10 protein-coding genes and 1 pseudogene are annotated in these 14,143 nt (G+C 72.7%); 5 read left to right on the top strand and 6 right to left on the bottom strand.

The window, feature by feature from the left end:
• Nucleotides 1-465: a GreA/GreB family elongation factor gene (locus tag CP977_RS29175; RefSeq protein ID WP_062751125.1), complete on the top strand. Its 465-nt coding sequence runs from the start codon at nt 1-3 to the stop codon at nt 463-465.
• 79 nt (nt 466-544) lie between these two features.
• On the opposite strand, the gene CP977_RS29170 is transcribed toward CP977_RS29175, so the two are convergent.
• The 3 genes and pseudogenes from CP977_RS29170 to CP977_RS35580 form a co-directional block, all read right to left on the bottom strand.
• Nucleotides 545-1,180, bottom strand: a complete 636-nt coding sequence (locus tag CP977_RS29170) for a DUF1345 domain-containing protein (RefSeq protein ID WP_183953251.1) — start codon at nt 1,178-1,180, stop codon at nt 545-547.
• Between the two features lie 3 nt (nt 1,181-1,183).
• A complete protein-coding gene (locus tag CP977_RS29165; RefSeq protein WP_152371067.1) occupies nt 1,184-1,387 on the bottom strand; it encodes a hypothetical protein in 204 nt (67 codons plus the stop codon).
• A 4-nt stretch (nt 1,388-1,391) separates the two neighbouring features.
• Nucleotides 1,392-1,598 (bottom strand): annotated as a pseudogene (locus tag CP977_RS35580) (Dyp-type peroxidase); the annotation flags it as partial.
• A 566-nt stretch (nt 1,599-2,164) separates the two neighbouring features.
• Here CP977_RS35580 and CP977_RS29155 point away from each other — a divergent pair.
• Nucleotides 2,165-4,459 (top strand): FdhF/YdeP family oxidoreductase, encoded by a 2,295-nt coding sequence (locus tag CP977_RS29155; RefSeq protein WP_268934016.1) that lies wholly within the window; start codon nt 2,165-2,167, stop codon nt 4,457-4,459.
• Nucleotides 4,460-4,610: 151 nt separating this feature from the next.
• Nucleotides 4,611-5,447 carry a formate dehydrogenase accessory sulfurtransferase FdhD gene (fdhD, locus tag CP977_RS29150; protein WP_062751134.1) on the top strand — a complete coding sequence of 279 codons (837 nt, stop codon included), beginning with the start codon at nt 4,611-4,613 and terminating at the stop codon, nt 5,445-5,447.
• A gap of 40 nt (nt 5,448-5,487) precedes the next feature.
• Here the strand turns inward: fdhD and CP977_RS29145 are convergent, their stop codons facing one another.
• Nucleotides 5,488-8,025, bottom strand: coding sequence for an ATP-dependent Clp protease ATP-binding subunit (locus tag CP977_RS29145; protein WP_062751136.1), 2,538 nt, complete (start codon nt 8,023-8,025; stop codon nt 5,488-5,490).
• A gap of 280 nt (nt 8,026-8,305) precedes the next feature.
• On the opposite strand from CP977_RS29145, the gene CP977_RS29140 reads away from it, so the two are divergent.
• Complete coding sequence (locus CP977_RS29140) at nt 8,306-9,586, top strand: YhgE/Pip domain-containing protein (RefSeq protein ID WP_152371064.1); 1,281 nt, start codon at nt 8,306-8,308, stop codon at nt 9,584-9,586.
• Nucleotides 9,587-9,604: 18 nt separating this feature from the next.
• On the opposite strand, the gene recQ is transcribed toward CP977_RS29140, so the two are convergent.
• Nucleotides 9,605-11,656: a DNA helicase RecQ gene (gene recQ, locus CP977_RS29135; protein ID WP_152371063.1), complete on the bottom strand. Its 2,052-nt coding sequence runs from the start codon at nt 11,654-11,656 to the stop codon at nt 9,605-9,607.
• Nucleotides 11,657-11,821: 165 nt separating this feature from the next.
• Nucleotides 11,822-13,693 carry an ABC transporter ATP-binding protein gene (locus tag CP977_RS29130; RefSeq protein ID WP_079130945.1) on the bottom strand — a complete coding sequence of 624 codons (1,872 nt, stop codon included), beginning with the start codon at nt 13,691-13,693 and terminating at the stop codon, nt 11,822-11,824.
• 183 nt (nt 13,694-13,876) lie between these two features.
• On the opposite strand from CP977_RS29130, the gene CP977_RS29125 reads away from it, so the two are divergent.
• Nucleotides 13,877-14,128: an EF-hand domain-containing protein gene (locus CP977_RS29125; RefSeq protein ID WP_062751144.1), complete on the top strand. Its 252-nt coding sequence runs from the start codon at nt 13,877-13,879 to the stop codon at nt 14,126-14,128.
• Nucleotides 14,129-14,143: the final 15 nt, after the last annotated feature.

Genomic DNA, 14,143 nt, shown 5'->3' with positions numbered 1-14,143 from the left:
ATGACCGGTGGACCCGAGCCCGTCGACGCCGACGCCCGCAAGGAGCTCGAGAAGGAACTCGCCGAGCTGCGCGCCGAACGCGACTCCGTAGCCGCCACCCTGCGGGACGGCGGCGGCGACCAGACGGGCGACAGGGCCGACCAGGCCGACGAGTTGATGCGCGCCGACGAGGCCGACCGGCTGAACGGGCGGATCCGGGAGATCGAGGGCCGACTGGAGGAGGCGTCCGTCGCCGCGCCCCCGGCCGCCGGCACGGTCGGCGTCGGCAGCAGCGTGACCGTGCGGTTCGAGGACGGCACCGAGTCCACCGTACGGATCGCCGAGCTGGCCGACGCGCTCGACCCCGGCCTGGTGACCGGCGACAGCCCGCTCGGCAAGGCACTGCTCGGCCGCGGCGCCGGCGACACCGTCACGTACGAGACGCCCGAGGGCCGGGCGACCGCGACCGTGGTCTCGGTCGGCTGACGGCACCGCGCGGCCGAGGGGAGCCGCCTCGCGCGGGTCGTGGCGGCGCGGCTGAGCCTTCCGCGGAGGCGGGGCGGGCTCAGCCCGTGACGATGCCGGTGACCAGGTTGATGGTGGTGGCCAGGATGCCGGCCCCGAAGACGTACGACAGCAGGCAGTGGCGCAGGACGATCGCGCGGAGCCCGGCGGTGGAGACGTTGGTGTCCGAGACCTGGTAGGTCATGCCGAGGTTGAAGCTGAAGTAGAGGAAGTCGCTGTACCGGGGCGGGTCCTTGGTGTTGAAGTCGATCCCGCCGTCCGGTTCCAGGACGTAGTAGTGGTACGCGTAGCGGGTGGCGTACATGAGGTGGAGCGCCGCCCAGGCCATGAAGACGCCGCAGAGGGCCGTCGCGGCCGCCGCGTGGCTCAGGTCGGTGCGGCCGACCAGGAGCAGCACGATGATGCCGACCAGGCCGGCCAGGGAGGTCGAGACGACGGCGAGCTCCTCCACGACGGGCCGGAACTCCTCGCGGCGCACGTTGCGGTGGGTGGTGGCGGCGTCCATGGGCCACAGCACGGTCCAGCCCGCGACGACGAAGGCGGTCTCCGTCGCGGCGATGCCCGCGAGGACGCCGAGCGGCGCGTGGGTCGCCACGGCGACGACGGCGCCGGCCGCCGCGCCGACGAGCGCCGCCCCGACGAGCCGGGGCACGGCACCGAGCAGCCGGGCGCGCACGGCTCAGGCCTCCGGGACGACGACGACGGCGAGCGCCGGGCCCGCCGGGTCGGGGGCGTCCGCGGCGCGCCGGCCCGTGACGTGGCGCCGGAAGGTGCGGTGGGCCTGCTCCCCGGTCCCGGCCCGGGCGGTCGGGGTGGTCGGGTTGATCGGGTTGATCCGGGCGGGTTCGCGGTGCGGGTCGGTGGTGCCCTCGGGGGTCGTCATGGGCTCAGGCTCCTTTCAGGCCGCCGGTGTCCGGGGCGCCGGGGAGCGCGTCGAGGAGGTCGGCGCTCGGCACGGAGAAGAGGCCGCCGGTCACGGCCCGGGAGAAGTCGAGGATGCGGTCCGTGTCGCCGGGCGGGTCCCCGAGGAACATGTTGCGCAGCATGCGCTCGGTGACGGCGGGCGTCCGGGCGTAGACGACGCAGGTGAGGCCGTCGGCGGGGGCCCGGAAGACGACCGAGCGGGCCAGCCCGGTCACGTCCTGGAGGGCGTCCCGCACGGCGGCCTCGGCACCGGGGCGGACGGTCACCACCAGGAAGAGGGCCGCCCGGGAGGGGGGCATGAGGACGGGCTGGGGCACGGCCATGGCGCTCCCGCCGGAGAACGGCTCCGCAGAGCGGAACGAGAACGAGCGAGTCGGGCAAACGAACAAAAGGACAAACAGGTAGAAGGCGCCCAGGAGACAGCGCCAGCGTAGGCGGGCGTGATCCCTCGCGCAGCCCGGCGCGGCGACCCCGCCGGGGGCGAGCGGTGCGCGGCCCGCACGGCGGCCGCCTCCGGACCGGGCGGCGTACGGCCCCGTACGACGGCCGTCTCCGGGGCCGGGCGGCCCGCGCGGCCGGCCCCTCCGGACCGAGTGGCATGGGTACGGAGGCGGACATAGCCTGCCCGAAGGGGCTGTTCCGTCCCGTACCGCCCATGCCCCGCGGGGCGAGAGGGTGAGGAACCTTGAGCACCGACCAGGAAAAGCCGGAGACCCTCCAGGACACCTCCGAGACCCTGGAGCCCCGCGTGGGCCCTGCCCCCGAGGGCGACCCCGAGTTCCACCCGTACCACCACCCCGCCGCCGGCTGGGGCGCCGCCAGGAGCGTGACCGGCTTCATGGTGCGCGAGGGCGCCCTCCCGCTCGACGGGCCCCGCGCGATCATGAAGATGAACCACGAGAACGGCGGGTTCGACTGTCCCGGCTGCGCCTGGCCCGACGACACCAAGGGCCTGCACCTGGACATCTGCGAGAACGGGATCAAGCACGTCACCTGGGAGATGACCCGCAAGCGGGTCGGGCGCGAGTTCTTCGCCGCCCACTCGGTGACCGAGCTCGACGGGTGGAGCGACTACGACCTGGAGAACGAGGGCCGGCTCACCGAGCCGATGGTCTACGACCCGGAGGCCGACCACTACGTGCCGATCACCTGGAAGGACGCCTTCGCCCTCGTCGGAGAGACGCTGCGCGGCCTCGACCACCCGGACGAGGCGACCTTCTACACCTCCGGCCGGCTCGGCAACGAGGCCACCTTCCTCTACCAGCTGATGGCCCGCGAGCTGGGCACCAACAACCTGCCCGACTGCTCCAACATGTGCCACGAGGCCAGCGGCCGGGCCCTGCAGACGGCGCTGGGGACCGGCAAGGGCACGGTGGACCTGGAGGACTGGCAGACCGCCGACGCCCTGTTCATCATCGGCGTCAACGCCGCCTCCAACGCGCCCCGGATGCTGACCGCCCTCACGGAGGCGTACCACCGCGGGGCGCAGATCGTGCACGTCAACCCGCTGGTCGAGGCGGCGGCCACCCGCGCGATCATCCCGCACGACTTCAAGGACATGGCCACCTTCCACTCCACCCGCACCGGCACCCTCGACCTCCAGGTGCGCATCGGCGGCGACATGGCGCTGCTGCGGGGCATGGCCAAGGCGGTCCTGGAGCAGTCCGCGACCGACCCCAAGGCCCTGGACCGGGAGTTCATCGAGCGGCACACCGCCGGTTTCGAGGAGTACCGGGCGCTGTGCGAGGCGACCCCGTGGGAGGAGCTGGAGACCCAGTCGGGGCTGAGCCGGGACGACATCCTGAAGGCGGCCCGCGTCTACCGCGAGGCCGACCGCTCGATCATCAGCTGGTGCCTGGGCGTCACCCAGCACGAGCACGGCGTGGACACCGTCCGCGAGATCGTCAACCTGCTGCTGCTCCGCGGCAACCTGGGCCGCGAGGGCGCCGGCCCCTCCCCCGTGCGCGGGCACAGCAACGTCCAGGGCAACCGCACCTGCGGCATCGACCACCACCCCAGCGAGGCGTTCCTCGACCGGCTCGCCGAGGTCTGCGGCATCGACCCGCCGCGCGAGCACGGCAAGGACACCGTCGCGAGCATCAGGGCCATGCGCGACGGGGAGATCAAGGTCTTCGTCGGCATGGGCGGCAACTTCGCGCTCGCGGCCCCCGACACCCCGGCCACCTACGCGGCACTGCGCACCTGCGAGCTGACCGTCCAGGTCAGCACCAAGCTGAACCGCAGCCACGTCGTGCACGGCCGGCGGGCGCTGATCCTGCCCTGCCTGGGCCGGACCGAGAAGGACCACCAGCGCAAGGGGATCCAGAGCACCTCGGTCGAGGACTCGATGAGCATGGTGCACATGTCGGTCGGCATGAAGCGCCCCGCCTCGCCGCACCTGCTCTCCGAGCCGGCGATCATCGCGGGCATGGCCCGGGCCGCACTGCCGGACAGCCCCACGCCGTGGGAGTGGTACGTCGAGGACTACGACCGCATCCGGGACACCATGGCCCGGGCGCTCGACGGCTTCGAGGACTTCAACCGGCGGGTGCGCCTGCCGCTCGGCTTCCGCATCAAGCAGCCCGCCCGCGAGCTGGTCTTCCTCACGGAGTCCGGCCGGGCCGAGTTCTCCTCCTCCGCGCTGCCCGACGTGGTGCCCGCCCCCGGCGAACTGGCCCTGGGCACCATGCGCTCCCACGACCAGTGGAACACCACGATCTACTCCGACAACGACCGCTACCGGGGCGTCAAGAACCTGCGCACGCTCGTCTTCATGAACCGGGCCGACATGCGCGAGCGCGGCATCGCCGACATGGGGCCCGTGGACATCACGAGCACCGCGCGGGACGGCAGCCACCGGCGCCTCAACGGCTACCTCGCCGTCCCGTACGACATCCCCCGGGGGTGCGCGGCCGGCTACATGCCCGAGATGAACGTGCTGTGCGCGCTGGACGACTACAGCACCCAGAGCGACCAGCCGATCATGAAGCACGTCAGGGTCACCATCGTTCCGGCGGGTGCTCCCGCGTGACCGCGTGACGACAGGGGTACGCCCCCTGGACGCACCCCGCGTCGCGCGCGTCCCTCCCCGGACGGCTACCGTCGGCGGTCGGGCGGCGTGACACCGCGGCCCCGGGATCCGGCGTCCGGTCCACCGGCCGGAGCCAGAGGGAGGAAGAACCATGGGACGAGTGACCGCGCGGCGGCGCGTCCTGCGCGTGCGGGAGGGAGGGGCCTCCTACCGCCCGGACACGCTGGCCGCCGAGGAGCCGATGGAGATCCGGGTCGGCGGGCGTCCGCTGACCGTGACGATGCGGACCCCGGGCGACGACTTCGACTTGGCGGCCGGGTTCCTGGTGAGCGAGGGCGTGGTGCACGCGGCCGGGGACGTGGCCGGGATCCGGTACTGCGCGGGCGCCACCTCCGACGGCGGCAACACGTACAACGTGGTCGACGTCGTCCTGGCCCCCGGCGTGACCGCCCCCGACGCCTCCCTGGAGCGGAACTTCTACACGACGTCCTCGTGCGGCCTGTGCGGCAAGGCCAGTCTGGACGCGGTGCGCACCACGGCCGCCTGGTCGGTGGCGGAGGATCCGCTGCGGATCGGGACGGAGGTGCTCACGGCCCTCCCCGACCGGCTGCGGGCGGCCCAGCGGGTCTTCGACAGCACGGGCGGGCTGCACGCGGCCGGGCTCTTCTCGTCCGAGGGCGAGCTGTTGTGCCTGCGCGAGGACGTCGGCCGGCACAACGCCGTGGACAAGGTCGTCGGCCACGCCCTGCGCTCGGGGCTGCTGCCGCTGCGGGAGACGGTCCTGATGGTGAGCGGCCGGGCCTCCTTCGAGCTGGTGCAGAAGGCGGTGATGGCGGGGATCCCGATGCTCGCGGCCGTCTCCGCGCCGTCCTCGCTCGCCGTGGACCTGGCGGCGGAGAGCGGCCTGACCCTGATCGGGTTCCTGCGCGGCACGTCGATGAACGTGTACTGCGGGGACGAGCGCCTGGAGACCGTGCCGGTGGCCTGAGGCCGGCCACCGGCCACCGGCCACCGGGCGCCCGGCGACCCTACGCCGCTTCGGCGGGGCTCTCCGCGTCCTCGCGGTGCGCGCCGCCCCCGGAGTCGCCCTTGCGGACCGTGCAGTGGATCGAGTCGTCCACCACGTCGGCGACGATCGTGTCGCCGGGCTCGGCGTCGCCGCCGAGCAGCAGGGAGGCGACCCTGTTGTCCAGCTCGGTCTGGATGGTGCGGCGCAGCGGCCGGGCGCCGAACGCCGGCTGGTAGCCGTGGGCGACGAGGAGCTTCTTGGCCGCCTCGGTGACCTCCAGGGTCATGCCCTGCGCGTGGACGCGGTGCTTGCTGCGGTCCAGGAGGTGGTCGACGATCTCCGACAGGTCCTCCTCGGTGAGGCTGTGGAAGACGATGATGTCGTCGATGCGGTTGAGGAACTCGGGCAGGAAGCGCCCCCGCAGGTCCTCCATCAGCTGGTCCTTCAGCTCGGCCGCGTCGCCCTGGTGGTCCAGGATGCGGTGGGCGCCGATGTTGGACGTCATGATGACGACGCAGTGGCGGAAGTCGACCGTGCGGCCCTGCCCGTCGGTGAGGCGCCCGTCGTCGAGGATCTGGAGCAGGGTGTTGAAGACGTCCGGGTGCCCCTTCTCGATCTCGTCGAACAGGACCACGCTGTAGGGCTGGCGGCGCACCTTCTCGGTGAGCTGCCCGGCCTCCTCGTAGCCGACGTACCCGGGAGGCGCCCCGACGAGCCGGGCGACCGTGTGCTTCTCCTGGAACTCGCTCATGTCGAACCGGATCATCCGGTCCTCGTCGCCGAAGAGCAGGTCGGCGAGGGTCTTGGCGAGTTCGGTCTTGCCGACGCCGGTCGGTCCGAGGAAGAGGAAGGAGCCCACGGGGCGGTTGGGGTCGCCCATGCCGGCCCGGTTGCGGCGCACGGCCTCGGAGACCGCCGTGACCGCCTCGTCCTGGCCGACGATCCTGGCGTGCATCTCCTCCTCCAGCTTGAGGAGCTTCTCCTTCTCGCTGGCGGTGAGCTGGGAGACCGGGATGCCGGTACGGCGGGACACGATGTCCGCGATGTCGCCGGCCGTGACGGAGACGACGCCCTCGCGCCGCTCCTCGATGCCCGCGAGCTCGCCCTCGACCTCGGCGATCTGCCGCTTGAGGTCGGAGGCCTTCTCGAACTCCTCGGCGGCGACGGCCTGGTCCTTCTCCCGGCGCAGCTTCGCCAGCCTGTCCTCGCGGCTGATCACCTCGGTGGAGCGGCCGCCGCTGCGCAGCCTCACCCGGGCCCCGGCCTGGTCCATCAGGTCGATGGCCTTGTCGGGCAGGAAGCGGTCGCTGATGTAGCGGTCGGAGAGCTCCGCCGCCGCGGCGAGGGCGCCGTCGGCGAAGCGGACCCGGTGGTGCGCCTCGTACGCGTCCCGCAGCCCTTCGAGGATCTGCACGGTCTCCTCGACGGTCGGCTCGGGGATCAGGACGGGCTGGAAGCGCCGTTCGAGGGCGGCGTCCTTCTCGATGTGCTTGCGGTACTCGTCGATGGTGGTCGCGCCGACCACGTGCAGCTCGCCGCGGGCGAGGGCCGGCTTGAGCATGTTGCCGGCGTCCATCGAGCCCTCGCCGGTGGCGCCCGCGCCGACGACGGTGTGCAGCTCGTCGATGAAGAGGACGATGTCGCCCCGGGCCTCCTGGACGTCCTCGATGACCTTCTTCAGGCGCTCCTCGAACTGCCCCCGGTACTGGGCGCCGGCCACCATCCCGGAGAGGTCGAGGGAGACGACCCGCTTGTCCTTGAGGGTGTCGGGCACCTCGCCCGCCACGATGCGCTGGGCGAGGCCCTCCACGATGGCGGTCTTGCCGACGCCGGGCTCGCCGATGAGGACCGGGTTGTTCTTGGAGCGCCGGGAGAGGATCTCGATGGTCTGCTCGATCTCCTCGGCCCGTCCGACGACGGGGTCGAGCTTCCCGGCCTTCGCCTCCTCGGTGAGGTCCCGGCCGAACTCGTCCAGGGTGGTGGCCGGCTGCTTCGGGGCGGCGGGGGCGCCCTCGCCGCCGAAGGCCGCCTGGTCGGCGGCGCCGCGCAGCTTCGAGACGTCCAGGTCCTCGGCGCGCAGGAAGCGGGAGGCGCCGGAGTCGGGGTCGCCGAGGAGGGCGCCCAGGATGTGCTCGGGGCCGATGTACGAGACGCCGGAGGCCTGCGAGCGGGCGTGGGCGAGGGCGAGGGTCCGCTTGGCCGCGGGGGTGAGGCCGGGCTCCGAGGAGGGTTCGGCGGACTCGCCGGGCAGCACCTCGGCGATCCGGCTCGCGAGTTCGTCGGGGTCCACGCCGCCCTGGGCGAGCAGCCTGCGGGAGGGGTCGACCTGGGTGGCGGCCCACAGCAGGTGCTCGGTGTCGAGGTCGGACGTGCCGTCCTCGGCCGCCTTGCGGGTGGCCAGGTTGAGCAGTTCGTGCGAGGACTCCGTGAGCAGCCTTCCGATGGGGACGCGCTGCACGGCCGGGGGCGAGGAGGCCGGCGACATCCCGAAGAACCGGTTCAGCATCTCGCTGAACGGATCGGAGGAACCGAAAGGTGAACCGAACGCCATCGACATGTCTGCTCCAGAGAAGCGCGGGGGGAATCCTTCTCACTGAAACGCCATGACCACCGCTCCGCAAACGGAACGGACGGGGAGGCCGGGCCCGGTGCGGGCGCGGGTCCGGGCCCGGTGGGGAGACGGGGCCTGGCCTGGTGGGGGCGCGGGGCCGGGTGCGGGCCGGGCGCCGGTGCGGACGCGGGTCCGGGCCCGGTGGGGGCGGGGGCCCGACACGCCCGTCCTGTCCTCGCCGTGGGTGTTCCCGGGTCCCGGGGTCGTGTCCGCCGACGATGGCTCCATGAGCTCCGCGATCCCCCCGCACCCCGATCCCCACGGCCCGCAGGTCCGTGCCGCCACGCTGGTCCGGCGCCCCGGGCTGTGGCTCGTACCGACCGTTCTGAGCGCCCTGGTCGCCCTGGTCCTCTCGCTCCTCTACATGGGTGGCATCCTCAACCCGTCCGACAACCTGCACCGGCTGCCCATCGCCCTGGTCGACGAGGACCAGGGCCCGCCGTCCGGGCAGCGGGAGAACCTGGGCCGGCGGATCACCGACACGATCGCCGCGGCCGGCTCCTCGGAGACCGCCGTCGACTGGCGCCGGATGGACCGCGCGGCGCTCCGGGACGCGCTGGCCTCCGGCAAGGTGTACGGCGCGCTGGTCGTCCCGGAGGGCTTCACCGCGTCCGTCGCGGCGCTGACCACGAACCGGGCGACGGCCCGCCCGAGGCTCGACGTGCTCACCAACCCCGGTGTCGGCAGCCTGGGTTCGTCCATGGCGTCCCAGATCTCCCAGACCGCCGCCCACCGGGCCTCTCTGGACATCGGCGAGCAGCTATCCGCCTCCGCCGCCGCCCCCACCGCGCGACTGCTCCTCGCCGACCCCGTGGAGGTCGTCACGAGCGTGGGCCATCCGATCGGCCGGCACAGCGGCCTGGGCCTCACCGCCTTCTACTACACCCTGCTGCTCGTCCTGGGCGGCTTCATCGGCGGGAACACGATCAGCAGCGGGGTGGACACCGCGCTCGGCTACGCGGACAGCGAGCTCGGCCCCTGGCACACCCGCCACGCGACCGTGCCCGTCAGCCGCACCCAGACGCTGCTCCTGAAGATGCTGATGACGGCCGGCATCTCGGTCCTGACCACCACGCTCGTCATGGTGGCCACGATCGGGATCCTCGGCATGGACGCCTCCCACCTGCCGACGCTGTGGCTGTTCTCCTACTGCGCCACGGTCGCCGTCGGACTGGGGGTCCAGGCCATCAACGCCGCTTTCGGCGGCATCGGCCAGCTCGTCTCCATGTTCGTCTTCATCGCCCTCGCCCTGCCCTCCTCCGGGGCGACCGTCCCCCTGGAGGCCACCCCGGGCTTCTACCGCTTCCTGGGGATCTTCGAGCCGATGCACCAGCTCAGCGAGGGCGTCAGGGCCATCCTGTACTTCGACGCCCGTGCCGACGCCGGTCTCGCGCGCGGCTGGATCATGATCGCGGTCGGTGTGGTCGCGGCCCTGCTGTTCGGCTTCGCCATGACCCACTACTACGACCGCAGGGGGCTGCGCCGGCTCACTCCGCAGCCCGAGTGAGCCTCCCCCGCCGCTCCCCTACTCCTCCTCGTCCCAAGGCGGTTCGAGCTCGTCGAAGTCGAAGGGCGGTTCGTCGTCGTACGGGGCGGCGGGCGCGGGCACGGACCCGGACGCCCCGGCTCCCCGGACGGGCGCCGCCGGGGCCGGGCCGGAGGCGGCGGGAACGGCCGGGGCCGGTGCGCTTCCGGCCGGCGCCGGGTCCTGCCCGGCCGGGGCGGCGGCGCCGGCCTCCGCCAGCGTCTCCAGGACGCCCTCGGCGTACTTGGTCAGCTTGGCCTCGCCGACGCCGCCGACGGTGCCCAGCTCCTCGACCGTGCCGGGGCGCAGGGTCGCGATCTCCCGCAGGGTCGCGTCGTGGAAGACCACGTACGCCGGGACGCCCTGCTCGCGGGCGGTCGCGGCCCGCCAGGCGCGGAGCGCCTCGAAGACCGGCACGGCCTCGGCCGGCAGGTCGACCGGGACGCGGGCGCCCTTGCCGGAACGGCTCCCCGGCTCCTTGCGGGCCGGGGCGACCGCCTTCTCCTTGCGCATCTGGACGGTGCGGCGGCCGCCCAGGACCTCACCGCTCTGCTCGGTGAGGACGAGCGTCCCGTAGTCCCCCTCGACGGCGATCAGCCCCTGGGCGAGGAGCTGGCGGACGATCCCGCGCCACTCGGCGGTGCCCAGGTCGGAGCCGACGCCGAACACCGAGAGGGCGTCGTGGTCGAACTGGATGACCTTGGCCGTCCGCTTGCCCTGGAGGATGTCGATGATCTGGCCGGCGCCGAACTTCTGGCGCCGCTCCTTGGCGAGCCGCCACACCGTGGAGAGCAGCTTCTGCGCGGGGACCGTGCCGTCCCAGGACTCGGCCGGGGTCAGGCAGGTGTCGCAGTTGCCGCACGGCTCGCCCTTCTGCCCGAAGTACTCCAGGAGGCGCACCCGGCGGCAGTCGACGGTCTCGCAGAGCGCCAGCATGGCGTCCAGGTGCCTGGCGAGGCCCCGGCGGTGCTGCTCGTCGCCCTCGGAGGAGTCGATGAGCTTGCGCTGCTGGACCACGTCCTGGAGGCCGTAGGCCAGCCACGCCGTGGCCGGCTCGCCGTCGCGGCCCGCGCGGCCGGTCTCCTGGTAGTAGCCCTCGACGGACTTCGGCAGGTCGAGGTGGGCCACGAACCGCACGTCCGGCTTGTCGATGCCCATGCCGAAGGCGATCGTCGCCACCACGACGACCCCGTCCTCGCGCAGGAAGCGGGCCTGGTTCGCGGCGCGCGTGCGGGCGTCCATGCCGGCGTGGTACGGCACGGCGTCGATGCCCTGCTCCACCAGGAGCGCGGCGGTCTTCTCGACGGAGGAGCGCGAGAGGCAGTAGACGACCCCGGCGTCCCCCGCGTGCTCGGTCTTGATCAGCTCCAGGAGCTGCTTGAACGGGTTGTTCTTGGGGACGATGCGGTACTGGATGTTCGGCCGGTCGAAGCCGGCGACGAAGTGCCGGGCGTCCTCCAGGCCCAGCCGCTTCGCGATCTCGGCGTGGGTGGCCTCGGTGGCGGTCGCCGTCAGGGCGATCCGCGGCACCTTCGGCCACCGCTCGTGCAGCATGGACAGGGCCAGGTAGTCGGGCCGGAAGTCGTGGCCCCACTGGGCGACGCAGTGCGCCTCGTCGATCGCGAAGAGCGACACCCGGCCCCGGTCCAGGAGCCGCTGCGTGCCCTCGGTCCGCAGCCGCTCGGGGGCCAGGTAGAGCAGGTCCAGCTCGTCCGCGAGGAACGCCTGCTCGACGGCCTGCCGCTCGTACGGGTCCTGCGTGGAGTTCAGGAAGCCCGCCCGCACCCCGAGGGCCCGCAGCGCGTCCACCTGGTCCTGCATGAGCGCGATGAGGGGCGAGATCACGATGCCCGTGCCGTCTCTGACCAGGGCCGGGATCTGGTAGCAGAGCGACTTGCCGCCGCCGGTCGGCATCAGCACGAGCGCGTCGCCACCGCCGACGACCTGCTCGATGATCTCCTGCTGCTCCCCGCGGAAGGAGCTGTAGCCGAAGACACGGTGGAGCACCCGGGCGGGCTCGGAGATCTCTGGGGAAGCGTCGGAGAGGACCATTCGTGAAGCGTATCCGTCCGCGCCGACACCCCGGTCCCGCCCGCCGCAACCTGTGGAAAACCCGGCCGACCGGGCCCCGGCCACCCTGTGGAGAACCCGGTCGGCCCGGCCCCGGAGGCCCGCGCGAGCCCTCCCGGGCCGCCCCCGGCCGACCCGACGGCCCAGTCATCGGCGCAGGTCGGCCCCCTCCCGCGCGTCGTCCCGGACGCCGTTCCGGTGGTCGTCCCCGCCGTCGTCCCCGCTGTCGTCGAGGAAGCCGCCCGACTGGTGCTGCCACAGCCTGGCGTAGGCGCCGTCCGCGTCGAGCAGTGCCCGGTGCGTGCCCTGCTCCACGATCCGGCCCCGGTCGAGGACGACGAGCCGGTCCATCCCGGCCACCGTGCTCAGCCGGTGGGCGACGACGAGCGCGGTCCGCCCCTCCATGAGGCGCCACAGCGCCTCCTGGACGAGGACCTCGCTCTCGGAGTCCAGGGCGCTGGTGGCCTCGTCCAGGAGGAGGACCGGGGCGTCCCGCAGGATCGCCCGGGCGAGGGCGACCCGCTGACGCTGGCCCCCGGAGAGCTTCACGCCCCGCTCGCCCACCATGGTGTCGAAGCCGTCGGGGAGCGCGTCGGTGAACTCCGTGACGTGGGCCGCCTCGGCCGCGCGCCGGATCTCGGCCTCGGTGGCGTCCGGCCGGGCGAAGGCGATGTTGTCCCGCAGGCTCCGGTGGAACATCGCCGGGTCCTGCGGCACGTAGGCGATCATGCTCCGCAGGTCGGCCTGGCGCAGCCGGCTGATGTCCTGCCCGCCGATGAGGATCCGGCCCCCGTCGACGTCCGCCATCCGCAGCAGCAGTCGGGTGAGGGTGGTCTTTCCTCCGCCGGACCTGCCGACGAAGCCGACCTTCGCCCCGCCGGGCACGTCCAGGTCGAGTCCCTCGAAGAGGGGCTTCGCGCCCGCGTGGGCGAAGGTGACCTTCTCGAAGCGGACGCCCGCGTCCCGGGGCGCCGGCGGCTCGGGGACCTCCGGGTCGAGCACGGTGGGCGGTTCGAGGAGCAGTTCGGTGAACTGCCCCGCCTCCGTCATCGCGCTCTCCATGCGCCGGTAGATCTGGTTGAACTCGAACATGATCCGGGTCGCGTTGGAGTAGTAGGTGAAGGCCACGATGACGGCCTCCACGCCGTGCTCTCCCCCGCCGAGGGCGACGGCGAGAAGGAGCCCGAGGACGTTCGTCAGGACGGACATCGGCGCGACCAGCGTGTCGATGCGCAGATTGCCGTAGTCCCAGGACCGCAGGGTGAGCCGCCGCGACTCCGCGACGCGGGAGCGGTGTTCGGCGGCCTCCCGGTCCTCGGCGGCGAACGCCCGGACCGTGTCCATGTTCGTCAGGCTGTCGGCGACGTGGCCCGACACCCGGGCGATGGCCTGTTCGCGCCGGGCGACGAGCGCCTGGCGGCGGCGGATCAGCGGGGTGACGCACACGCCGGTGAAGACGATCAGCGTCAGGAGGCCGACGACGAGCAGCGGGTCGTACTGCCAGAGCACCACCGAGGCGAAGAGCAGCGGCACGACGTTGCCCATGACCGAGAAGGTCAGCGTGTCGACGAAGACCTCGAAGCGGGAGGCGAAGCTGAGGACCCGCTTGGTCAGCGAGCCGGCGAAGTTGTCGTGGAAGAACGAGGAGTCCTTGGCGAACAGTTCGTCCATGCCGACGATGTACAGGTGCTCGATGCCCCGGGCTTCCACCCGGTGCAGGCAGTGCAGTCCGACGCGCCACAGCGCCTCGCCGAGCAGCAGCACGCCGGCGAACCCGAGGACGTACGGGAGGTGTGCGCCGATGCCGTCGGGGCCGGCGCCGTCCCCGGCGACCCGCCCGACGAGCTTGGCGACGACGAGCGGCGCGACGTAGAAGACGCCGATGTTGCCGAGTGCCGGCAGCAGCATGGCCGGCGCGGTCAGCCACCGCAGACGGAGCAGCTCCCGTCCGTAGTGACGCAGTGCGAGCAGTACCGACCCCTTGGACGGTAATCCTTCACCCGTTTCAGGTGATCCCATGCCCAACCCCCTTTCTGTCGTGCTGAAGGTGGGGAACGGGAGTATTCCGCGCAAACGTCTCCGTGGTCCACGTGTTTTCCGCGGCCTCCGGAGGGGCGGGGCAACCCGTCGCGTCCGCGTCGCGTCCTTCCGGACAGGACCCCCGCCGCCCGGCGGCCCCCGACCCAGGAGCCAGGACATCCCATGAGCGACAAGGCCCGGACCCTCTTCGACGCGCTCGACCTCGACCGGGACGGCACCCTGACCCGTACCGAGGTCATCAACGCCCTGCGGTCCAAGGGCCCCACGCTCGCCGCGCGGGGCGTGATCCCCTTCTGGGGCGTGGGGACCGACGACGACGCGTCGGCCCTGTTCGACGAGGCCGACATGAACGGCGACCGCGTGCTGTCCTTCGAGGAGTTCGCGACGCTGGTCAACCGCCGCTTCGGCTGGTGAGCCCCGGGCCGTGAC

It is taken from the genome of Streptomyces cinereoruber (assembly GCF_009299385.1).
In the GTDB taxonomy this organism is placed as follows: Bacteria; Actinomycetota; Actinomycetes; order Streptomycetales; family Streptomycetaceae; genus Streptomyces; species Streptomyces bikiniensis.
This window is presented reverse-complemented; position numbering and strand designations above follow the sequence as displayed.

Coding starts and splice junctions, on each gene's coding strand:
- CP977_RS29175 (WP_062751125.1), top strand. CDS start 1: ATGACCGGTGGACCCGAGCCCGTCGACGCCGACGCCCGCAAGGAGCTC.
- CP977_RS29165 (WP_152371067.1), bottom strand. CDS start 1,387: ATGACGACCCCCGAGGGCACCACCGACCCGCACCGCGAACCCGCCCGG.
- fdhD (WP_062751134.1), top strand. CDS start 4,611: ATGGGACGAGTGACCGCGCGGCGGCGCGTCCTGCGCGTGCGGGAGGGA.
- CP977_RS29145 (WP_062751136.1), bottom strand. CDS start 8,025: ATGTCGATGGCGTTCGGTTCACCTTTCGGTTCCTCCGATCCGTTCAGC.
- CP977_RS29140 (WP_152371064.1), top strand. CDS start 8,306: ATGAGCTCCGCGATCCCCCCGCACCCCGATCCCCACGGCCCGCAGGTC.
- recQ (WP_152371063.1), bottom strand. CDS start 11,656: ATGGTCCTCTCCGACGCTTCCCCAGAGATCTCCGAGCCCGCCCGGGTG.
- CP977_RS29130 (WP_079130945.1), bottom strand. CDS start 13,693: ATGGGATCACCTGAAACGGGTGAAGGATTACCGTCCAAGGGGTCGGTA.
- CP977_RS29125 (WP_062751144.1), top strand. CDS start 13,877: ATGAGCGACAAGGCCCGGACCCTCTTCGACGCGCTCGACCTCGACCGG.